22 protein-coding genes and 1 tRNA gene are annotated in these 21,705 nt (G+C 32.4%); 9 read left to right on the top strand and 14 right to left on the bottom strand.

What is annotated here, in order from left to right; genetic code table 11:
• Positions 1-125: 125 nt before the first annotated feature.
• The 7 genes from B2U95_RS02415 to B2U95_RS02385 all read right to left on the bottom strand — a co-directional run bounded on the left by B2U95_RS02415 (position 126) and on the right by B2U95_RS02385 (position 6,520).
• Complete coding sequence (locus tag B2U95_RS02415; RefSeq protein WP_296312295.1) at positions 126-401, bottom strand: ATP-dependent Clp protease adaptor ClpS; 276 nt, start codon at positions 399-401, stop codon at positions 126-128.
• 258 nt (positions 402-659) lie between these two features.
• Entirely contained in the window at positions 660-1,697 is a 1,038-nt protein-coding gene (locus B2U95_RS02410; RefSeq protein WP_296312292.1) for a M57 family metalloprotease, read from the bottom strand.
• A gap of 245 nt (positions 1,698-1,942) precedes the next feature.
• Complete coding sequence (prmA, locus tag B2U95_RS02405) at positions 1,943-2,782, bottom strand: 50S ribosomal protein L11 methyltransferase (protein ID WP_296312290.1); 840 nt, start codon at positions 2,780-2,782, stop codon at positions 1,943-1,945.
• A 151-nt stretch (positions 2,783-2,933) separates the two neighbouring features.
• Entirely contained in the window at positions 2,934-3,692 is a 759-nt protein-coding gene (gene tpiA / locus B2U95_RS02400) for a triose-phosphate isomerase (RefSeq protein ID WP_296312288.1), read from the bottom strand.
• Positions 3,693-3,780: 88 nt separating this feature from the next.
• Positions 3,781-4,857, bottom strand: coding sequence for an ABC transporter permease (locus tag B2U95_RS02395; protein ID WP_296312285.1), 1,077 nt, complete (start codon positions 4,855-4,857; stop codon positions 3,781-3,783).
• 1 nt (position 4,858) lies between these two features.
• A complete protein-coding gene (locus B2U95_RS02390) occupies positions 4,859-5,953 on the bottom strand; it encodes a BT_3928 family protein (RefSeq protein ID WP_296312282.1) in 1,095 nt (364 codons plus the stop codon).
• 24 nt (positions 5,954-5,977) lie between these two features.
• Positions 5,978-6,520, bottom strand: coding sequence for a DUF1599 domain-containing protein (locus tag B2U95_RS02385; protein ID WP_296312279.1), 543 nt, complete (start codon positions 6,518-6,520; stop codon positions 5,978-5,980).
• A 141-nt stretch (positions 6,521-6,661) separates the two neighbouring features.
• On the opposite strand from B2U95_RS02385, the gene folP reads away from it, so the two are divergent.
• The 5 genes from folP to B2U95_RS02360 all read left to right on the top strand — a co-directional run bounded on the left by folP (position 6,662) and on the right by B2U95_RS02360 (position 10,737).
• Positions 6,662-7,489, top strand: coding sequence for a dihydropteroate synthase (folP, locus tag B2U95_RS02380; protein WP_296312275.1), 828 nt, complete (start codon positions 6,662-6,664; stop codon positions 7,487-7,489).
• A gap of 3 nt (positions 7,490-7,492) precedes the next feature.
• Complete coding sequence (locus tag B2U95_RS02375; RefSeq protein ID WP_296312273.1) at positions 7,493-8,197, top strand: hypothetical protein; 705 nt, start codon at positions 7,493-7,495, stop codon at positions 8,195-8,197.
• 106 nt (positions 8,198-8,303) lie between these two features.
• On the top strand, positions 8,304-9,086 hold the full coding sequence (gene cdaA, locus B2U95_RS02370) for a diadenylate cyclase CdaA (protein ID WP_296312270.1): 783 nt from the start codon (positions 8,304-8,306) through the stop codon (positions 9,084-9,086).
• Positions 9,086-9,904, top strand: a complete 819-nt coding sequence (locus B2U95_RS02365) for a DUF3667 domain-containing protein (protein WP_296312267.1) — start codon at positions 9,086-9,088, stop codon at positions 9,902-9,904. The genes cdaA and B2U95_RS02365 overlap by 1 nt, the downstream gene beginning before the upstream one ends.
• Entirely contained in the window at positions 9,904-10,737 is an 834-nt protein-coding gene (locus B2U95_RS02360) for a DUF3667 domain-containing protein (RefSeq protein ID WP_296312264.1), read from the top strand. The genes B2U95_RS02365 and B2U95_RS02360 overlap by 1 nt, the downstream gene beginning before the upstream one ends.
• Here the strand turns inward: B2U95_RS02360 and B2U95_RS02355 are convergent.
• Both B2U95_RS02355 and truA read right to left on the bottom strand, forming a co-directional pair.
• The gene (locus tag B2U95_RS02355) at positions 10,734-12,503 is read right to left on the bottom strand and encodes an ABC transporter ATP-binding protein (protein WP_296312259.1); all 1,770 of its coding nucleotides are present in this window, start codon (positions 12,501-12,503) and stop codon (positions 10,734-10,736) included. The two genes, B2U95_RS02360 and B2U95_RS02355, sit on opposite strands and share 4 nt — an antisense overlap.
• A gap of 57 nt (positions 12,504-12,560) precedes the next feature.
• The gene (gene truA, locus B2U95_RS02350; protein ID WP_296312258.1) at positions 12,561-13,310 is read right to left on the bottom strand and encodes a tRNA pseudouridine(38-40) synthase TruA; all 750 of its coding nucleotides are present in this window, start codon (positions 13,308-13,310) and stop codon (positions 12,561-12,563) included.
• A gap of 122 nt (positions 13,311-13,432) precedes the next feature.
• Here truA and B2U95_RS02345 point away from each other — a divergent pair, with 122 nt between their 5' ends.
• Complete coding sequence (locus B2U95_RS02345; protein ID WP_296312256.1) at positions 13,433-13,927, top strand: metallophosphoesterase family protein; 495 nt, start codon at positions 13,433-13,435, stop codon at positions 13,925-13,927.
• 56 nt (positions 13,928-13,983) lie between these two features.
• On the opposite strand, the gene B2U95_RS02340 is transcribed toward B2U95_RS02345, so the two are convergent.
• Positions 13,984-14,394, bottom strand: a complete 411-nt coding sequence (locus B2U95_RS02340) for a DUF4293 domain-containing protein (RefSeq protein WP_296312253.1) — start codon at positions 14,392-14,394, stop codon at positions 13,984-13,986.
• A 217-nt stretch (positions 14,395-14,611) separates the two neighbouring features.
• On the opposite strand from B2U95_RS02340, the gene rho reads away from it, so the two are divergent.
• On the top strand, positions 14,612-16,303 hold the full coding sequence (gene rho, locus B2U95_RS02335) for a transcription termination factor Rho (protein WP_296312250.1): 1,692 nt from the start codon (positions 14,612-14,614) through the stop codon (positions 16,301-16,303).
• Positions 16,304-16,442: 139 nt separating this feature from the next.
• Here rho and rpsT read toward each other — a convergent pair whose 3' ends face one another.
• From rpsT to proS, 3 genes are all read right to left on the bottom strand, one after another.
• Positions 16,443-16,694, bottom strand: a complete 252-nt coding sequence (rpsT, locus tag B2U95_RS02330) for a 30S ribosomal protein S20 (protein ID WP_296312246.1) — start codon at positions 16,692-16,694, stop codon at positions 16,443-16,445.
• Positions 16,695-16,718: 24 nt separating this feature from the next.
• Positions 16,719-16,790: transfer RNA gene (locus B2U95_RS02325), tRNA-Glu, on the bottom strand.
• Positions 16,791-16,899: 109 nt separating this feature from the next.
• The gene (proS, locus tag B2U95_RS02320) at positions 16,900-18,378 is read right to left on the bottom strand and encodes a proline--tRNA ligase (RefSeq protein WP_296312243.1); all 1,479 of its coding nucleotides are present in this window, start codon (positions 18,376-18,378) and stop codon (positions 16,900-16,902) included.
• Between the two features lie 100 nt (positions 18,379-18,478).
• Here proS and B2U95_RS02315 point away from each other — a divergent pair, with 100 nt between their 5' ends.
• Positions 18,479-19,543 (top strand): hypothetical protein, encoded by a 1,065-nt coding sequence (locus B2U95_RS02315; protein WP_296312241.1) that lies wholly within the window; start codon positions 18,479-18,481, stop codon positions 19,541-19,543.
• Positions 19,544-19,577: 34 nt separating this feature from the next.
• On the top strand, positions 19,578-21,113 hold the full coding sequence (locus B2U95_RS02310) for an OmpP1/FadL family transporter (RefSeq protein ID WP_296312238.1): 1,536 nt from the start codon (positions 19,578-19,580) through the stop codon (positions 21,111-21,113).
• 409 nt (positions 21,114-21,522) lie between these two features.
• Here the strand turns inward: B2U95_RS02310 and B2U95_RS02305 are convergent.
• A partial coding sequence (locus B2U95_RS02305; RefSeq protein WP_296312235.1) for a T9SS type B sorting domain-containing protein occupies positions 21,523-21,705 on the bottom strand: 183 nt, incomplete at its 5' end.

Here is a 21,705-nt window from a genome sequence, read left to right as displayed (position 1 = left end):
AGAATAGGAAATAGCTGGAAAGCCGAATTAGAAGTGCGTATTTTTAGCACTATAGACCAGAATGAAATTATCTTATCAAATTTTAAAGAAGATACCTTCCTAAGACTTTCAGTTTCTAAATTCTTTTAAATAATCTCGGCACTAAGGCCAGCTTGTAAAAGCTTGGAACAACGTGGCTCTAAATCGTCATAAGAGCCTGTCTTAACTGTACATTTACCTTTGTAGTGCACTAGCATTGCACACTGTTCTGCTTGTAATGACGTATGCTCGCAAACATAAACCAATGTCTCAATAACATAATCAAAAGTATTGACGTCATCATTAAACAAGACAATTTCATTTTGATTTGAAACCGCTTCCTCTAACAATAATTCTACTTGCCCTTTCTGTTGAAAATTCATTTTGGTAATATCATTTAAGCAAACTTAAAAAAAATATTTTTTAGTTAAACGAAAAAGCTTATGTTTTAGATCTTATTAGTGTGTTAAAGTTTATTATAATGATATGACAGATATTATTTCAAAATCTTCCCAATATCATTACGTTCTATTATCAAAAACGGTTAAAAAAAATGGGTTGTTTAAATTTATTTAAACAACCCATCAATGGTTAGTAAGTTAGAATAAAGTTTCGCTGTCTTTTCTTATGACATAAAGTTTTTAGTTACATGGTCCTTCAAAACTCCAACCACTAAAAGTCCGCTCATAAAGATTACCAAAATAGGTTACAAGACTTCCTACACTATAATTGACTCCACTTTGCCACTCAGATACTCCGTCGCAAGGACCAGCTACAACTGCTGGATACATAAACTCTAAAGCCGTTATATCATTATTATTAAAGTTTCCACTTACACTTGTAGAGAAACATGCTTGCATAACTGATGTTAAGTCTCTACCTGTAGGTGTTCCAGGCACATTAATAGCACCATCAGAACCTGTACCCTCATTGCCTTGAGAACTTGAAGGACAGCTTAAACGGTCAAACCAATCTGAATGTCGAAAACCAATTGAATGTCCTACCTCATGTGTAATAACGTGCTCGTTAACATTAGTTGAAAATTGCTCTATACCATAAATCTGAACAAACTTATTTGGTTGTCCATTAGAATTTGGAAATCCCGCAACACCTCCTGTACCTCCAGGATTATTAACTGTATTATCATATACAACCATATCTGCTGCTTGGAAATTAGTACCAAACGTTAAATTAAAGTCTAGCGTCATATTACTTATGTTATTGTAATTAGCAACTGCTCTAGTTAAAGCTGTACGTGCTTTACTAGATAATGCTTGGCTACCTCCTGTATAACCGAGAATATTAATAGTTTGGTTACTTTCTGCTACTAAATTAAAGGTTCTGTACTGTTTCATTATACCAGAACTAGCATCAATAAGTTTGTTTAACTCCCTTCTCGTAAAATTAATATCGCTTCCAATAAAGATTCTTTCTTCTATTGTACCATCTGGTAAATGAAAATCTCCTATTGAAACTATTCCTGCATCAATATCTAAGGACTTAATTGAATTCAATAAATCAATATCAGTAACTTGGGATCTACTCCCTAGTTCGTTCATATTAATTATAACATCTTCATTTAAACTTGAAACATCATCTATAGCATTGTCTTTTTCACAGGCTGTAAAGGCGAAGATTCCTAGTAGAGATACTAGTGCAATTATTTTAACATTTTTCATTGTTTTAAATTTTTTAGGTTAAAAATTAAATTGAGTTTACGTAAACAATGGCGTAGTTCGTCCTAGGCTAATATTTGGGTAAATATTTACAGGTAATCACTACAATTAAAATAATATTATTTGCAATAAAGGTAATCTGAAAAAAACACTTTGTGTTACGGGAAAACCACACATTTTAAATTAATTGTGTTAAATTATTATAATTAATTGTAAATACCTCAATTATTTAATTGAATAGATAAGAATTATTTAATAATAAACTTAGCAGCTACCCACTTGTTTCTTAGAATTTTATCTTTAAAAACTAGACCGTTTTCAGAGCAATTTTCTTTTATTAGCTTAAGGTCATCGTCATAAAAACCACTTAGAAATAGTGAACCTTTTTTAGTTAAATGCTTAGCATAAGTTGGTATATCTTGAAGTAAGATATTTCTATTAATATTTGCTATAATAGTATTATATTTTTGATTTTGAAGCAATGAAACGTCTCCTTCAAACACGGATATGTTTTTACAATTATTGCGTTCTACGTTTTCAATACTATTGAGATAGCACCAATTATCAATATCTATAGCATCGAGCTGAGTAGCACCAACTTTCTCTGCTAAAATTGCTAAAACACCTGTACCACAACCCATATCTAAAACTGATTTTCCTTTAAAATCATTTTTTAAAATATGCTGAATCATCATGTGAGTAGTTTCATGATGGCCTGTACCAAAACTCATCTTTGGCTCTATAATTAAATCGTATTTGGTCTTTGGTTGCTCATGGAATGGAGCACGCACAGTTACCAATTCGTCTACAATGATTGGTTTAAAGTTCTTTTCCCATTCTTCGTTCCAATTGGTTTGCTCAATTTCATTAAACTTATAAGTGATTTTAAATTCATCTGAACCTAAAATTTGTATGTTATCTAAAATAGAGGCGTTCCACTCTTCTTTTTGTATATATGCTGTCGCACCTTCTGGGTTTTCTACAAAACTTTCAAAACCTGCATAACCTAACTCGGCTATAAGTATTTCTGTACCTGGTTGTAATGGCTCTACTTTAAACTCGTAGCCAATATATAAGTTATTAGACATTATAGTTTATAAATTTTGATTGACTGTTAACTAATTGTACCATTAGCGCACTTATCATTAGAGAGTCCGTTAGCAATAGAAACGGCATCCTTTTTTACTATTATAAAAGCAAAAAAAATATAGCGAATAGCACGACCATTGTGGTAACGCACTAAAATGCGTTTACAATCTCATAAAAGTCTTCAGCTTTTAGTGCTGCTCCACCAATAAGACCACCATCTACATCTGGTTTTGAGAAAATTTCTTGAGCATTTTCTGGCTTTACGCTACCTCCATAAAGGATAGAAACGTTATTTGCAATATCGTTTCCGTATTTGTCCGCCAACGTTTTTCTGATAAAAGCATGCATGTCTTGCGCTTGCTCCGGACTTGCTGTTTCACCTGTACCTATAGCCCAAACAGGCTCGTAGGCTAAAACTATCTTTTTAAAAGCAGTTGCTTCTAAATGAAAAAGCGCATTTTTAATTTGGCTTTCGACAACAGTTTCTTGTTTTCCTGCTTTACGATCTGCCAATTCTTCTCCAAAACAGAAAATAACTTCTAGTTTATGTGCTAAAGCTGCATTTACTTTTTCTGCCAATAACGCGTCAGTCTCACCAAAATAAGCACGTCTTTCTGAGTGTCCCAAAACAACTATGTTAACACCAACACTCTTTAACATATTAGCCGAAATTTCGCCTGTAAAGGCACCATTCTCTGCTTGATGCATATTCTGTGCTGCAACTTCTAATTTAGATTTTTTTGAGCGTTTTACTGCCATTGTAAGATTTACAAATGTAGGAGCAATAATAACTCTGGTATTTTTTAAGTCTGTTTTTTTTATTGATTTTCTGATTTGTTTTACCAACTTACTTGTGGCTTTTAAATCATTGTTCATCTTCCAGTTTCCAGCTACTATATTTTTTCTCATAATAAACGTGTATTGAATTCTATTAATTTGTAAATACAAAAATAATATAATAAAGAAGAAAATTGAATGAATCGCAGTGATGATATTGTTAAGACAATTTAACCCTCGGGTCTAGCCAAGCATATATGATGTCTACAAAAATATTGATGGTTATAAAGATTATAGCAATTACTAAAACGGCTCCCATTATTACAGGTAAGTCTAATGTATTAAGAGCATTGACTATTTCTTTACCCAAACCATTCCAACCAAAAATATATTCTACAAAAACAGCACCCGCTAACATAGATGCAAACCAACCAGAAATTGCTGTTATTACTGGATTTAAGGCGTTTTTCACAGCATGACTTTTTATGACCTGAAATTCGCTTAAACCCTTAGCTCTTGCTGTTCTTATGTAATCTTGATTTAATACTTCTAATAATGAGTTTCGCATTAACTGAATAACTACAGCCAATGGTCTTATTCCTAAAACTATTGCAGGAAGGATTAAATTCTTCCACTTAATGGTCATCTTTTCGCCAAAATCGTCTAACTCATATAAACTACCTGTCATTTCTAAATTTGTGTATTCATGCAATACAAACCCAAATAACCAAGCAAATAGAATAGCACTAAAAAAAGAGGGTACACTCATACCAAGTGTACTTAAAATCTGTATAGTTTTATCTATCCAAGTATCTTTGTAAAGTGCTGAAATGATTCCGAAAATAATGCCTAAAATAATAGCTATAACAATAGCTGAGATTGCCAAAACAAATGTATTTGGAATAGTTTCACCAATAATATCAGTTACTTTTTTACCTTGTTTAGTAAACGATTCTCGTAAGTAGGGTGTTTTTATAACCGTTGTTGTATTACCAATGCTAAATAGCTCAGTAGCAGTATATTTATTAGCACTTAAATACGTGTAATCTTTTGGTGTGTTAGAATGAAACGAAATTGGAGACAGATCATTTAAGTAATATAAAAACTGAGTACCTAAAGGTTTATCGAATCCATATTTCTGTTTTACAGCCTCTACTTGTTCTGCTGTTTGATTTTGCCCTAACATCATTTTTGCCGGATCACCAGGTAGAATTGTAAATAAAAAGAAAATAACAGTGATCACACCAATTAAAGTGATGAAGGCGTATAGTAGTTTATTTGTAAGATATGATATCAAATTAAAGCGCTATATCATCTATATCGTTCCAATGTGACTTATTTATGACTGTTCCTTTATTTAGAATTACGATTCCAGGGTTGGCTCTAACAACGGTTTTAATCACTTTTTCATCACATAGATAAAAATCAAAATTAAGATTATAACCTGCTTTTATTTGAGCTTTATCATCACTACCAGAAGATGTTAAACCAATAACAGTATATCCATTTTTTATAGCACTATCTGTAAACGTTTTTAATTTAGCCACACCTTCAGATTCACTAGTAGAAATAGCATACATAGCAACAATAACAAGTTTATCTTTTTCTAAGAAATAAGATGTTAAATCCTCATCATCAGATTCTATTGAGAAATCTTGAATTGGCGGAATATAACCTTCGTCTATAGTTTTTGTTTCTACACCAACATATTCACCATCTACACTTGGATAACTTCCGTTGGTCACAAACTCTTGTTCCTCATCATTAACGTTAAACGTCCAAGTATATTCTAAAATAGGTTTAGGTGCATTTTCTGACACAATCATTCCTTCTTGAATATTAGCTCCTATCTTATAAGCTCTAAAATCTATAGATGGCAAGTGCATTAACACATGGTAACCAAACCACAAAGACAACACGAAACTTAATAATGCTATTATTGATGTCGGTAACTTTGAAAAAATAGGCTTAATATGTTTTATCCCGAAGAATAAGATTAAAATAAAAAATAATAGAACAATATCTTTAGTAAAACTCTCCCATGGTGTCAATTTTAAAGCATCACCAAAACAACCACAATCTTTAACCTTATCAAAATAAGCTGAATAAAATGTTAGAAATGTAAAGAATACAATCATAGCTAACAAACTCCAAACTGTAAACTTTGGCTTGTAGCCAACGAGTAGAAAGACACCCAAAACAACTTCAAAAACAACAACAATTATAGAAATACCAAGCGCATAAGGAATAAGGAATTCCATATTTAAAACATCTACACCAAAGTATTCTTGTAGTTTGTATGAGAAACCAAGAGGATCGTTTAATTTTATAAATCCTGATATTATAAATAGAATTCCAACAAATATTCGACTTAAATGAACGAGATATTTCATAGACTTTTTTTTATTTAAATATTATTATTTTGACTCATCTAAATGAATCATAGCGAAAATCGCATAATTAATCATGTCTTGGTAATTAGCATCAATACCTTCACTAACTATAGTTTTACCAGCATTATTTTCAATCTGCTTAACACGTAGTAACTTTTGTAATATTAAATCCGTTAAAGAGCTTACACGCATATCTCTCCAAGCTTCGCCATAATCATGGTTCTTATCTAACATCAGCTGCTTTGTTACTGCTATTTTTTCATCATATAGTTTTGCAGCTTCTTCGGTATTTAAATCTGGCTGTTCAACTACGCCTTTTTCTAGCTGTATTAATGCCATTAACGAATAATTTATAATACCTATAAACTCACTAACTTCACCTTCATCTACTTTTCTAACAGCGTTTTGCTGCAAACTTCTAATGCGCTGTGCTTTAATAAATATTTGATCAGTAAGAGATGGCAATCTTAATATTCTCCATGCGCTACCATAATCACCCATCTTATTTACAAAAAGAGTTCTACATCTAGCAATAACAACATCGTATTCTTTTGAAGTATTCTGCATTTAGTTCAATTAAAATTTGCGTAAATTTCGCTTAAATAGTTCAAAATTCAAAGTTCAGTCTTCAATGATTTGAAAACGACTTATAAGTTTGGTATTATGTTAATAACTTTGAACTTTAAATTTTGAACCTTATTCTATAAAATGACAATCAATTGCAAAGGCCAACTCATAGATTTATCTACACCAAAAGTGATGGGGATTTTTAATGTAACTCCAGATTCGTTTTATGATGGTGGCAAATACAAAGATGAAGCTGATATTTTAAATCAAGTTGAAACCATGCTAAAACATAATACTACTTTTATAGATATTGGTGGTTACAGCTCGCGACCTGGTGCTGATTTTGTAAGTGTGAATGAAGAATTAAATCGTGTCATTCCGGTTGTTAAATTAATCCTGAAGTATTTCCCTGAAACTTTAATTTCTGTGGATACTTTTAGAAGCAAAGTCGCTAAAAAAGCTATTGAAGTTGGTGCTGCACTAATAAATGACATTTCTGCCGGAAAACTCGATGATACTATGCTAGCAACAGTAGGTAAGTTAAGTGTGCCTTATGTAATGATGCATCTAAGAGGAACTCCTAAAACCATGCAACAACAAACAGATTATGACGACTTAATGAAAGACATTATTTCTTATTTTGCCGATCGGATTGCCGCTGCACATGCTGAAAAAATTAATGATATTATTATAGATCCAGGCTTTGGATTTGCGAAAACCTTAGAACAGAATTATAAATTATTAAACAATTTTGAATTACTAAAAATATTAGACAAACCAATGCTTGGAGGTGTATCTCGAAAATCTATGATTTATAAAGCACTTGGTACAACAGCAGAACAAGCCCTAAATGGTACAACTGCACTTCATATGGTTGCGTTACAAAAAGGTGCTTCTATTTTGCGTGCCCATGATGTGAAAGAGGCTATGGAATGCGTCACACTTTTTAATCAATTGAAAACTAGCTAAACTATGCGCTATCTTATTATTTTAATTCTTGTTTCTTGTTTCAGCTGCAATAATGAACGCGTTTTACAATTACCAGAAATTAAAAATACAGATATTACAGAAGTTTTAGATGTTTCGCCTGCTTATGTTTTTTATGATCAAACGCAACCAGATTCCTCGTTATTAAATAGAAAAAACTTAATAATTAGTACCAATTGGCTGGTAAATGTAGATAAACGACTAACCTTAAAACAAGCCATTCCGCATATTAAATTCTTACAAGACAAAAAACGTAATGCAGAGCTACATAAGAATAAAGATGCCAAGAATTATTTTACCTGTAATAATACTAGTATTGGTAGTTTAGGGTTTGTTGAGTTTACGGATGTTTATTATCAACTTTCCGAACCCGAAGTCGATACAATAGATTTATTAGGAATCATTCCAAAACATTTAGGCGTAAAACTGAACGACTCTTTAAGTTTTACAGAATTATCATTAAAAATTAATCAAAAAAACATTAATACATTTCAAACTGAAATCATTTCATTTTTAGAATTAATTGATAACACTACTTCAATTTCTAGTGAACTAAAAATAACTGAAATTGCTTTGAATTTATGTTTTGAAGAAAGTCTAAGTTTTCAAGATTACATTGCAGTAAAATCAAAATTATCAAAGCTTGAATCGGACAAAATCAAAATTAACTCGAACGAATTCATTTACTAAATAACAGACCTCTCAGGTTTTGAAAACCTGAGAGGTCTCAATTAATCATTATCATTTTTTGCATCTACTAAACATAAATTCATAAATTAGCAAAAAGACTAACCATTTGGAGAACTTACAACTTTGGGATTTTAGATTTATAGATTTCGTTGATGTCTTCCTCGTTGCAATTCTACTCTACTATATTTACAAACTCGTAAAAGGTACTGTTGCCATTAATATTTTTATTGGTATTCTTATTATATATGTTGCTTGGCAAGTCACCGACTATCTTAATATGAGAATGCTATACGGCATCTTTAACGGCTTTATGAAAGTTGGTATTATTGCACTGATAGTTGTCTTTCAGCCAGAAATTAGAAAGTTTTTACTAATGGTTGGATCAACTAACATAGGTGGAAAAAGAAATATATTTAAGAATTTTAAGTTCTTAAAAAATGAAGATCAAACATCTACAGACGTAGATGCTATTATTAACGCTTGTAACAGAATGGCAACTACAAACACAGGTGCTTTAATCGTTATTGAGCGCAATAATAACTTAGACTTTCTAACAAACACTGGAGATGAAATGAACATCCTTGTCTCACAACCGATAATTGAAAGTATCTTTTTTAAAAATAGCCCATTGCACGATGGTGCAATTATTATAGATAATAATGTCGTAAAAGCAACACGTGTAATCCTTCCTGTTAATAACGAAAAAAATATTCCAGAACGTTTTGGTTTACGACATAGAGCAGCTGTTGGTATTACTGAAAAAACAGATGCATTAGCACTTTGTGTAAGTGAAGAAACAGGCCAAATTTCTTATATAAAAGGGGGTGAATTTGTCATATTTAAAGATACTGATGAGCTAACCACCAAAATTAAAGAAGACTTAGCCTAGTGAATTGTAAAAATTGTCATAAAGCATTAAATGAAGCTCAAAAATTTTGTGATGAATGTGGCGCAAAAATAATTCAGAACCGTTTAAAACCTAAAGTTTTAGTTGAACAAGTTAACGAAGAATTCCTATCTATTGATAACAGACTTTTAAAAACACTAATCCATTTATTAACAAAGCCAGATATGGTTATTAATGGATTCATTAGTGGTACAAGAAAAAAGTACATTGGTGTTATTCAATATTTTGCTATTGGATTAACACTTTTGGGAATTCAGTTTTTTTTTATGACTAACGTTTTTAACGACCCTGAGCTCTATAAGATGGTCCTCTTAGAAGAAATTGCAAAAATGCCAGGTCAAGAAAACAATCCTTTCTTTAACGAGAGTCTCAATAATATAGACAACTTTAATAGTTCGCAAAGTTTGTTTTACACACTAAGTATTCCTTTTTCTGCATTTTCAACTTGGATAACCTATTTGCTTTTAGGCATACGACGTTTTAATTTTACTGAGCACATTGTGATTAACCTCTACTATGGCGCGCAAGTTGTAATTATTTCAGCAGTTATAAATATCCTATTTTTAGGATTAGGTTTTAACTATTTTTCGATATCATATTTTGTAACGTTTTTTACATTTATTTACTTTTTCTATGTTTTAAAACGTGTTTTTGAAACGTCGTTTTGGACAACCGTTGGTCATTATTTACTGATGCTTATTGTACTTGGGTTGATGATCATTATAGCTACTCTTCTTTTTTCAATTATTGTACTTATAGTCATGTATATAAATACAGAACAATTTACAACTGCTGTATAATGAAGTGTAAGAACTGTAATACTAAACTTTCTACTGATAGCGAATTTTGCAACAGTTGCGGTGCAAAAGTGATTAGACACCGCTTAACTTTCAAAAATATTTTTGAACATATTACCGAAACTTTTTTTAATTATGACAACAAACTTCTAAGAACGCTTATTGACCTTTTTAAAAAACCAGAAATTGTTATTGGTGGTTATGTAGAAGGTGTTCGGAGACGCTATGTTAACCCAATAAGTTACTTGGCTCTAGCATTAACAGTTGGTGGTATTTATATTATTGTTTTAAATAAGTTTTTTCCTAATGCAATGACAGAAATGTCTGCAGTTAGCGTTGAAGCACAGCAGGAGACAACGATTAAAATCGTTAACGCTATTCAAGAGTATTACTCAATAACAATGGTACTTCTAATTCCATTATATGCGCTATTATCGAGACTTGTTTTTATTAATAGAAAAGAATTTAACTATACAGAACATGTAGTTATGGCTATGTATATTATGGCGCAATTTTCTTTAGTGAGTTCTTTTTTAAATATTGCACTTTTAGTACTTAGCTTACCTAGTAGCATTTTAGGTACAGCAAGTATTTTTCTTCAAATGGCTTATTTTGGATATTGCTATAAACGCATGTACAAATTATCTGTAAGTGGACTAATTTTACGAACGCTATTCTTTTTTGGAATTATAATAGTAATAATGATAGCCATTATTATATTAGGGTTTGTTATGGCTATGTTATTTAAGGATAGTGCGTTTATTCAACAAATTATAGAATCTCAAAAAGCAACAATAGAAGCCCAAAAAGCTGCTATGGATTCTATACCTAATTAAACTGCCTCAGCCTTTAAAAACTGAACTTCATAAAGGTTTTTATAGTAACCGCTCTCTTTTTCGAGAAGAGATTTATGCGTACCAATTTCAACAATTTTACCAGCATCCATAACAATTATTTTATCCGCTTGTTGAATGGTTGCTAATCTATGCGCAATTACAATAGATGTTCTATCCTTTGTTATTTTATCTGTTGCATCTTGTATTAATTGTTCTGAATACGAATCTACAGAAGACGTCGCTTCATCTAAAATTAAAATACTCGGATTTGTAACGTAAGCTCTTAAAAATGAAATTAACTGGCGCTGACCAGAAGACAACATTACACCACGCTCCTTAACGTTATAATGATAGCCACAAGGTAGGCTTGTTATAAATTCATCTATCCCAATGGCCTTGGCTGCATTTATAACATCAGTTTCCGAAACGTTTGGATTATTTAAGGTGATGTTATTAAGAACTGTATCAGCGAATAAGAATACATCTTGCAACACAACAGCTATATGGTCTCGTAAAGAACTTAACGCAATGTCCTTTATATCAATTTCATCAACTTTTATAACTCCTGAGTCTATCTCATAAAAACGATTGAGTAAGTTAATAATTGTAGATTTCCCTGCTCCTGTAGCTCCAACAATTGCAACAGTTTCACCTGCTTTAACATTAAACGAAATACCTTTTAGAACTTCCTCATCTTTAACGTATGAGAATCTTACCTTATCAAATTCTATGTCACCTCTAAAGTTTTTTGGCTCTAAAGAACCTGTATTATCAATATTAGAAGTTGTATCTAATACTTTAAATACACGATCTGCTGCGACCATACCCATCTGTAGCGTGTTAAACTTATTTGCTATTTGATATAAAGGCCTAAACAGCATAGGAATAAACATCGTAAAAGCAATTAAATCACCTAAGGTTGTAATAGAACCTTGTGATACTATATTATAACCACCAACTAAAATAACAGTTGCTAAGGTGCATGAGGAAACAAATTCAGCAATTGGGAAGAAAATAGAGTTATACCAAACCGTTTTTAGCCAACCGTTTTTGTGTCTTTCATTAATAGACTTAAATTTTTTGTACTCCGTCTCCTCACGTGTAAATAATTGTAAGATCTTCATGCCTGTAACCCGCTCTTGTACAAATGAGTTTAGATTAGACACTTCTGTACGTACATCTTCAAAAGCACGTTTCATATACTTTTGAAAAATCTTTGTTGCTAAAATTATTATTGGCAGCGCCACAAATACTAATAGACTGATTTTCCAATTCATAGCCAACATAATGCCAGCAACAACTACCATTTTTAAAATATCGCTAAATATCATAAAAAGACCTTGTCCAAATATATCGGCTATACGCTCCATATCTGTGACAGCTCTTGTAATAAGTACTCCAACTGAAGATTTATCGAAATAAGTCATTTTGAATTTAAGCATATGACGAAACAACTTTACACGAATATCTCTCACCACAGACTGACCCAACCAACTAGCATAATAAATAAATAATAATTGACATATAACTTCTAGAACAAGAAGTCCTAGCATTATAAGTATATAAAAAACAAAACCATTGTATTGTCTATTGGCAATTTTAACATCAATAGCTTCTTTTAGAATATAAGGTCTAAATGCTCCAAATAAAGCTAGGCCAACAACACAGAATAAAGAAATCACAAAAACCGTACGATAGGGTTTTATGTAATACAAAAGACGTTTAAATAACGAAACGTCAAATATCTTTTTCTTTTCTTTTGTCATAATTATGCTGAACTCGGTTCAGTAAATTTTTCTCAAATAACTCAGAATATTAATAAGTTAATCTTCTAGTTTTATGTTTTCTGGGTATATAATTTCAGTTAAGTATAATCCGTGTGCTGAGACAGAAGTACCCGCTTTCCCTCTATCTTTTGAATTAATTATATCATGTAAATCTTCAGGTTTAATCTTTCCTAATCCGATATTAACCATCGTCCCTACTATCGCTCTTACCATATTACGCAAAAAACGATCTGCCCTAATTGTAAATATAAGCTGGTTTGAATGTTGAGACCAAAATGCTTCTTTTATATCACAATTATACGTTTTTACACTAGTATGAACTTTAGAAAAGCATTGAAAATCTTTATAGTTAAATAGGATTTGACAAGCAGCATTCATGGCGTCCATATCTAAAGGCAAATGTACCTTATGAGCATAGTCATAATTAAACACATTCTTTACTGTTGAAATCTTATAATTATACGTTCTACTTAATGCATCAAACCTAGCGTGAGCCTCTGGGAGGACACTAAATACTTTAGAAGTAGCCACATCTCTAGGCAAAAAAGAATTTAGTTTATAAATCAAATCTTTAGACTCTAGAATATCTTCAAAATCAAAATGCGCAAACATTTGGCAGGCGTGCACACCTGCATCAGTTCTACCTGCACCAACTACTGCAACAGGTTCATTTAAAACAGTACTTAATGCATTCTCTAAAACCTCTTGTACAGAAATTGCATTGGGCTGGTTCTGCCAACCATGATAAGCTTTACCATTATATGAAAGTTCTATAAAATATCGCAATAGAAATATTACTTTTGTGAAAGGACAAAGATACCTTTTTTAGTTACTAAAGAAATGCTAAAAAATTAATAATGAGATTTCCGGGTTTTCGGAAAGAGCTATCAAATCAAGTTTGGCATAAAATGAAAAAAATACTTCTCCTATCAGACACACACAGCTACATTGATGATAGTATACTTAAACACGTTAAGCAAGCCGATGAAGTATGGCATGCTGGTGATATTGGTGATTTAGAAGTAACAGACCGCATTAAAAAACTAAAACCACTACAAGCAGTCTATGGAAATATAGATGACGCTAAGGCTAGAACTGAATTTCCGCTTCATAATAGGTTTATGTGCGAGAAGATGGATATTTGGATCACACATATTGGTGGCTATCCGCCAAAATATAATAATCGGGTAAGAGATGAATTAACAACTAATCCGCCAGATATATTTATTTGTGGACATTCCCATATTCTAAAAGTAATGCCAGATAAAAAACTAAACGTGTTACACATGAATCCTGGTGCAGTTGGCAAACATGGATTTCATAATATTAGAACGATGCTCCGTTTTAAAATTGACGGAAAAACAATTAAAGACTTAGAAGTGATTGAATTTGAAAAACGATAAAATAAAAAACCCAGACGGCAGCGTCTGGGTTTTTTGCACTAATTAAGATTCTAGGTTTATCGTAATCGATCTACAGATTTTACGAGATCTTCGTCCTTTTTAATAGCCTTGTTAGCCAAGACTAAACACACAATAGAAAAAATAGGAAGAAGCATCCCAATACCATTCTCAGAAACATTAGTTTCTCCAGATAAGTTTAGAGACTGAGTTACAAAAATAACTAGTAAAATAAAGTTTAATATTATATTGAGTCGTCCCAACACAAATTGAGATTTCCTGTTTTTAAAACTAAAAATTGAAATTAACGATAATAAAGCTGAACCTAAAAACAGACATAAACAAGTGTAATTATCTAAGGCAAATATGTTAACACTTTCATCGTTACTCCATAAATGAAAGACAAATATTAGACCTGCTGAAATCCCAGTAGCTAATATTAAATAGAGTGTTTGTATCCGTTGAATCATAACTTTATATCAAAAGCATTGCAAAACTAGGAGTTTATTTTTTAAAAAGATAGATTTTATTTTAAAATAAAATTGTATTATTGCAACAGAGCAAAATAACGCACTGAGTTGCATTGTTCTAAATCTTCCAAATTAATCTCACTTTTTTTCTTTTTTATTTCATCTAGAAAACATTGAATTAATAATATCAAATTATAATACATTATACTACATAAAAATGTTTGAAATTTCTCAGTTAAAAGCTAAAAAACTTCCTGAATTACAGGAGATAGCTAAACAACTAAATGTACCTAAATACCGTACACAAAAAAAATTAGACTTGGTTTATCAAATTTTAGATTATCAAGCTGCAAATCCAGAAGCCGTAAAAGCTAACGTGGCAACAGAAACAACTTCTGAACCAAAGTCACAAAACAAACCTCCTCAAAAGCGTGCTAGAGTTCCGCAAAAACCAAAAGAAAACAAAGAGCAAAAATCTTTAGAATTTTCTGACAAAAAAGAAGAAGTTAAACCTCAGGAACCAAAAGCAGAAGAACCAAAAGCAGAAGAACAAAAAACAGAAGAGCGTAAACCGAGAAAACCAAAACCTCAAGAACGCAAACCTTCTAACGATAAACAAGATAATCCTAAACAAGAGCAAAAACGACCTAATCCTCGTAATGATGACAAAAGACGTCCTCAGAACAACGACAACAGGCAACCTCGTTCTAAAGACGGAAACACACATAACAACAATTCAAAAAACAATGGTAATAAGGATAGCAGAAATCGTTACCGCGAGCCAGATTTTGAATTTGATGCTATTATTGAAAGTGAAGGGGTATTAGATATTATGCAAGATGGTTATGGGTTTTTAAGATCTTCGGATTATAATTATCTATCATCACCAGATGATATCTATGTATCGCAATCACAAATTAGATTATTTGGACTAAAAGTCGGTGATACCGTATTAGGACAAGTACGTCCACCGAAAGAAGGTGAGAAATATTTTCCATTAATAAAAGTTAGTAAAATTAACGGTCAAAGCCCAAATGTTGTTAGAGACAGAGTTGCTTTTGAGCATTTAACCCCTTTATTTCCACAAGAGAAATTTAATCTAGCTGAGAAGCAAGCAACTATCTCTACGCGTATTATGGATTTGTTTGCTCCAATAGGAAAAGGACAACGTGGTATGATTGTATCTCAGCCTAAGACTGGTAAAACAATGCTACTTAAGGATGTTGCAAATGCAATTGCAGCGAATCATCCTGAGGTTTATCAAATGATATTATTGATTGATGAACGTCCTGAAGAAGTAACAGATATGCAACGAAATGTACGTGGTGAAGTTATTGCTTCTACATTTGATAAAGAAGCACACGAGCACGTTAAGATTGCAAATATTGTTTTAGAAAAAGCAAAACGTCTTGTAGAATGCGGCCACGACGTGGTAATTCTTTTAGACTCAATTACACGTTTAGCTAGAGCTTATAACTCTGTACAACCAGCATCTGGAAAAATTCTTTCTGGTGGTGTTGATGCTAATGCTTTACATAAACCGAAACGTTTCTTTGGTGCTGCTCGTAATATTGAAAATGGTGGCTCTTTAACTATAATCGCTACAGCACTTACCGAAACAGGCTCTAAAATGGATGAAGTTATCTTTGAAGAATTCAAAGGTACAGGTAATATGGAGCTACAATTAGACCGTAAAATATCTAACCGTCGTATATTCCCTGCTATTGATTTAACGTCATCTAGCACACGTAGAGATGATATTCTTTTAGATGCTAATACCATTCAAAGAATGTGGGTGATGCGCAAGTATCTAGCGGATATGAATCCTGTTGAAGCAATGGAGTTCATTAATGACCGTTTCAAACAAACTAGAAACAATGAAGAGTTCCTAATCTCTATGAACGGGTAATAAATTAATCAAATAGTATAAAACAAAAACCTTGAATTAATAATTCAAGGTTTTTTTATGTTTAATAATAAATTATTGTACGCAAAAAAGTCTCTCCAAAAAGGAAAGACTTTAAATATTGTCGTAAGTATCTACAAAATTATATTGCAGCTACAAATTTAGTTAACTGAGACTTTAAGTTACCAGCTTTATTAGAATGTATAACATTTTTCTTAGCTAACTTGTCTAGCATACTAATTACAGAAGGTAACATTTCTTGTGCCTCTTTTGCATCAGTTATTTCACGTAACTTCTTTATAGCATTACGAGTTGTCTTATGCTGATATTTATTAAGTACACGTCTTTTTTCGTTACTTCTAATTCTTTTTAAAGAAGACTTATGATTTGCCATTATATTTTTTCTTATTAAAAATTGTAGCCCGTAGGGGAATCGAACCCCTCTTACATGGATGAAAACCATGCGTCCTAGCCGATAGACGAACGGGCCATTTGGTTATTTTACTATTTAAATGAACCTACAATGTTTCCATTGCGGATGCAAAAATACAACTATTTTTAAATGTTGCAACTACTAGCATAATTTTTTTTGAAAAAAATTAATATGCTTTAGCAAATAACACGCGTTGTGTCGCTTTTTGACCGCTATATACACATTTCCCTTCTTCCATTTTGTTATTCATAGGAATACATCTAATGGTCGCTTTGGTTAACTCCTTAATCTTTTGTTCTGTTTCAGAAGACCCATCCCAAAATGCAGAAATAAACCCAGTCTTAGTTTTTAAAACTTTTTTGAAATCATCAAAGTTATCTACTTCAGTGACATGTTCATTTCTAAAATCCAAGGCTTTAGTAAATAATTCTTCTTGTATTTGTATTAGAAGGTTTTTAATAGTTACAGAAATATCTTTTATTTCAACAATAGATTTTGTTAATGTATCTCTTCTAGCTAACTCAACTGTGTTATTCTCTAAGTCTTTTGGACCAATAGCAATTCGCAATGGCACACCTTGTAATTCGTGCTGAGCAAATTTAGCACCAGGCCTATGTGTTGTTCTTTTATCAAATTTACAACTAACGCCTAAAACTTTTAACTCTTTAAGAATAGATTCGGCTTTTTCAGAAACAGCCTCAAACTGCTCATCGTTTCTATATATAGGTACTATTACAACCTGAAATGGCGCTAGGTTTGGAGGTAAAACTAAACCTTTATCATCACTATGTGTCATAATTAAAGCACCCATCAATCTTGTAGAAACTCCCCAAGAGGTAGCCCAAACATGATCTAACTTTCCTTCATTATTTGTAAATTTCACATCAAATGCTTTGGCAAAATTTTGACCTAAGAAATGAGAAGTTCCTGCTTGCAAGGCTTTTCCATCTTGCATTAAAGCTTCTATACAATACGTCTCAACAGCACCAGCAAAACGTTCACTCTCTGTTTTCACTCCTTTAATAACAGGCATAGCCATAAAATTTTCAGCGAATTCAGCGTAAACGTTATTCATCAGCTCTGCTTCTATTATCGCTTCATCTTTTGTAGCATGAGCTGTATGACCTTCTTGCCATAAAAATTCAGCCGTTCGTAAAAATAAGCGCGTACGCATTTCCCAACGAACAACGTTAGCCCATTGATTAATTAGTATAGGTAGGTCTCTATAACTTTGAATCCAACCTTTATAGGTACTCCAAATTATAGCCTCACTAGTAGGTCTTACGACTAACTCTTCTTCTAACTTTGCTTCTGGGTCAACTCTTAGTTTGCCTTCATTATCTGGGTCATTTTGCAACCTATAATGCGTTACAACTGCACATTCCTTAGCAAAGCCTTCTGCATTCTTTTCTTCTGCTTCAAACAAACTTTTAGGAACAAATAATGGGAAATAAGCATTCTGATGCCCTGTTTCCTTAAACATTCTATCTAATTCAGCTTGCATTTTTTCCCATATAGCATAACCATATGGTTTTATAACCATACAACCTCTAACTGCAGAACTCTCTGCTAAATCAGCTTTTACCACCAATTCATTGTACCATTTAGAATAATCTTCAGCTCTACTCGTAAGATTTTTACTCATTTTTAGTGTTTTGGCACAAATGTTGCGCTTATGTTAAATATAAAAATAGTTCAGCAAAACTAACTATTTTTGCTATGTTCAACAATAAAATAAAAGAGATATGCAATTTAAAATTATTACAACACGAAAATTGCCATTTTTTGTTGCACTTGGCCTAACGGCCTTGTTAACTTCATGTGGATCGTTTCAATATGCAGGATATGACAATGATGGTATTTATGCTTCTGATAATGTAGAAGCTGAGCAACCAGTAGTAACCACTTCAACAAATGAGTCTGGTTATTATAAAAATTACTTTGCAGAAAACTCTGCTGATGTAAATGCTATAACCGAAGAAAGAGAAATATTTACAGATATAGATTCTTACGAAGGTAATTATGTTCAGAGGGCACAAGATACTATAGAACAAAGACCAGTTTACGGAGGTTGGGGACAAAACAACGATAATGTTACTATAAATGTTATAGACAACGGCTGGATGGGCTGGAATGATCCATGGTTATGGAATGGTGGCTTTGGCTTTAACAATTGGGGCTGGGGACAACCTTGGGGTTGGAATGGAGGCTTTGGTTGGAACGGAGGTTTTGGCTGGGGTGGAGGTTTTGGTGGCTTTGGTTGGAACAATCCTTGGGGTTGGGGTAATGGATGGAATAATGGATGGAATAACGGTCAATTTGGAAATCAAAATGGATATGCTTTCGCTGGAGGCCGCAGAGGTTCTTTACTTAACAATAACAGTATAAGTTCAATAGGGAGGAATTCACTTTTATCGAGTAGAGGTAATTCTACTGTATCTAATAGGCGTAATTCTGCTTTAACTAATAGAAGTAATTCTGCTTTGTCTAGACGAAACTATTCAACCAGTAGGTTATCTAATTCTAGAAGTGTGACAAGAGGTGATTCTAGGTTGAGTAGATCTAATTCTAACTCAAGAACGGTAAGAAATTCTCGTGTTACAAGACCTTCTAGAGCGGTAAGAAATTCTTCTTCTACAAGAAGTAGTAATTCTAGAGTAACAAGACCTAGTACAAGTAGATCCTCTAGCTCTGCTAGAAGTTCATCAAGAAGTTCTAGATCCTCTAGTAGTGCAAGATCTTCTAGAAGTTCAAGTTCAAGGTCTAGTGGATCAAGATCTTCCGGCAGCAGTAGACGCGGTAGAGGATAAGCTTTAATTTGATTCCAAATTTTAAAAAATACTTATGAAAAAAATACTTATATTAAGCATAACCTTGCTTAGTGCGTCCTATATTTCTGCTCAAGAGTTAAATGTAACAGATGCGGTGAAATACTCAAATGATGAAATTCAAGGTTCGGCAAGATTTAGAGGTATGAGTGGTGCTTTTGGTGCACTTGGTGGTGATATGTCTAGTGTTAATATTAATCCTGCTGGTTCAGCTATCTTTAATAATAGTCATGTTTCTTTATCTCTAGGAAGTTTCCGAAAAAATAATGATGTTAGTTATTTTAATGGATTAAATTCTTCATCAGACACTAGTATTGATTTAAATCAACTAGGAGCTGCCTTTGTATTCAAAAACACAAATACAAATTCTCCTTGGAAGAAATTTACGTTAAGTGTCGCTTACGATCGTTCAGCAGATTTTGATGATAATTGGGTTGCTAGAGGTATAAACACAAATAACTCAATAGGTAGCTATTTTTTACAGAATGCTCAAGGTAAATTTATTGATGATATTTCTGCGCTACCAGGAGAAACAATTTCTGAAGCTTACTCAGCTATAGGGGGTCTTCCGAATGGGTTTGAAAATCAACAAGCATTTTTAGGATTTGAAGGCTTTATTATTGACCCAAATGCAAGCACACCAAGTGAAACAGATTACGTTTCTAATATAGATTTAAATGCAGGAAATTATAACCAACGCTATTCTTATGCAAGTAGAGGTTATAATGGGAAATTAGCTTTTAACTTTGCTACTAGCTATAATGATAAATTTTATTTTGGATTAAATCTTAATAGTCACTTTATTAATTTTGAGCGCACTTCGTTTTTAAATGAATCTAATTCAAGTGCAAACTCTTTAGTTACAGATGTAGATTTTGAAAATAATCTATTAACAACTGGTAGTGGTTTCTCTTTTCAATTAGGAGGAATTGCTAAGATTACGGAAGAGTTTAGAGTCGGTTTAGCATATAATTCACCTACTTGGTTTAGAATATCGGATGAAACGTCTCAGTACTTAGCGACTAGTCGAATTGAAAATGGATCTAGTATTAGACAAATTATAAATCCAAATGTTATAAATATATATGAAGAATATAGACTTCAAACACCTGGTAAAGTAACTGGAAGTCTAGCTTACATATTTGGGAAGAAAGGTTTATTAAGTTTTGATTATTCTATTAAAGATTATAGTAGTGCAGAATTTAGACCTAATTCAGATATTTTCTTTTCTAATCTGAATAATCGTATTAGTAATCAATTAGATACTGCTGCATCATATAGACTAGGAGGTGAATATCGTGTTAAGCAATTTAGTTTTAGAGGTGGTTACCGTTTTGAAGAAAGCCCATATAAAGATGATACTTTTTTTGGTGACTTAACAGGTTATTCTTTAGGGTTAGGCTATAGCTTTGGTGACTTTAGTTTAGATATGGCATTTAGCCAAGCAGAACGTGATATAAACTTCCAACTATATTCTGTCGGTTTAACTGATTCTGCTTCTATACAGTCGAAATTTACTGATGTAATATTGACACTAGCTTTTAATATTTAGATAAAAAAACATAAATTTATTAAGCCTGAACTATTTATAGATTTAGGCTTTTTTATTCTTTAAAATTAGAATCACTACTATTGATTAATACTTGTAAAATAAAATTCAGTATTTACATAGTAAGTCCATTAAGCAACTCTTTGAGTTTAGAAGCATATAAATATTATAGCCCCTATATAATTTAGGTGATTTATAAAGGCTTTCCGCATAACTAGTTAACAGTCCTTTTAATCACCTTTATCTACTTCGTATAAAGCCTCAGTTATAGTCAACTCAGCGCACTTAAACCTCTTGTCTTGATTAATATTCATTATAAGTTTATTTGTATCAACTTATCTCGATTGGTCGGGTTCAATAAAAAAAAGCCATTGAATAAATTTCAATGGCTTTTATACATATTATTATAACCTTATCGTTTCAAGGTAAAATGGGCTCTAAGTTCTTTACGTTGGTTGGTCAGTGGTTCGTCATACTCTACTGTAAACCAGTAATCACTGGTTGGCATCATATTGCCGTTAAACGTTCCATCCCAACCTGGTCCTGTCGGACTAATCTGCTTCAGCAACTTACCGTAGCGGTCAAATATATAAAT

The organism is Winogradskyella sp. UBA3174 (assembly GCF_002364335.1).
In the GTDB taxonomy this organism is placed as follows: domain Bacteria; phylum Bacteroidota; class Bacteroidia; order Flavobacteriales; family Flavobacteriaceae; genus Winogradskyella.
The sequence above is the reverse complement of the archived record's forward strand: the minus strand, read 5'-3'. Positions and strand labels throughout refer to the sequence as shown.

What these genes read in the sequence shown, in the direction of transcription:
- B2U95_RS02315 (WP_296312241.1), top strand. Translation starts at nt 18,479, where the DNA reads ATGCAATTTAAAATTATTACAACACGAAAATTGCCATTTTTTGTTGCA.
- tpiA (WP_296312288.1), bottom strand. Translation starts at nt 3,692, where the DNA reads ATGAGAAAAAATATAGTAGCTGGAAACTGGAAGATGAACAATGATTTA.
- B2U95_RS02410 (WP_296312292.1), bottom strand. Translation starts at nt 1,697, where the DNA reads ATGAAAAATGTTAAAATAATTGCACTAGTATCTCTACTAGGAATCTTC.
- B2U95_RS02415 (WP_296312295.1), bottom strand. Translation starts at nt 401, where the DNA reads ATGAATTTTCAACAGAAAGGGCAAGTAGAATTATTGTTAGAGGAAGCG.
- B2U95_RS02360 (WP_296312264.1), top strand. Translation starts at nt 9,904, where the DNA reads ATGAAGTGTAAGAACTGTAATACTAAACTTTCTACTGATAGCGAATTT.
- folP (WP_296312275.1), top strand. Translation starts at nt 6,662, where the DNA reads ATGACAATCAATTGCAAAGGCCAACTCATAGATTTATCTACACCAAAA.
- rho (WP_296312250.1), top strand. Translation starts at nt 14,612, where the DNA reads ATGTTTGAAATTTCTCAGTTAAAAGCTAAAAAACTTCCTGAATTACAG.
- B2U95_RS02385 (WP_296312279.1), bottom strand. Translation starts at nt 6,520, where the DNA reads ATGCAGAATACTTCAAAAGAATACGATGTTGTTATTGCTAGATGTAGA.
- B2U95_RS02345 (WP_296312256.1), top strand. Translation starts at nt 13,433, where the DNA reads ATGAAAAAAATACTTCTCCTATCAGACACACACAGCTACATTGATGAT.
- B2U95_RS02310 (WP_296312238.1), top strand. Translation starts at nt 19,578, where the DNA reads ATGAAAAAAATACTTATATTAAGCATAACCTTGCTTAGTGCGTCCTAT.
- B2U95_RS02355 (WP_296312259.1), bottom strand. Translation starts at nt 12,503, where the DNA reads ATGACAAAAGAAAAGAAAAAGATATTTGACGTTTCGTTATTTAAACGT.
- prmA (WP_296312290.1), bottom strand. Translation starts at nt 2,782, where the DNA reads ATGTCTAATAACTTATATATTGGCTACGAGTTTAAAGTAGAGCCATTA.
- B2U95_RS02375 (WP_296312273.1), top strand. Translation starts at nt 7,493, where the DNA reads ATGCGCTATCTTATTATTTTAATTCTTGTTTCTTGTTTCAGCTGCAAT.
- proS (WP_296312243.1), bottom strand. Translation starts at nt 18,378, where the DNA reads ATGAGTAAAAATCTTACGAGTAGAGCTGAAGATTATTCTAAATGGTAC.
- rpsT (WP_296312246.1), bottom strand. Translation starts at nt 16,694, where the DNA reads ATGGCAAATCATAAGTCTTCTTTAAAAAGAATTAGAAGTAACGAAAAA.
- B2U95_RS02390 (WP_296312282.1), bottom strand. Translation starts at nt 5,953, where the DNA reads ATGAAATATCTCGTTCATTTAAGTCGAATATTTGTTGGAATTCTATTT.
- B2U95_RS02340 (WP_296312253.1), bottom strand. Translation starts at nt 14,394, where the DNA reads ATGATTCAACGGATACAAACACTCTATTTAATATTAGCTACTGGGATT.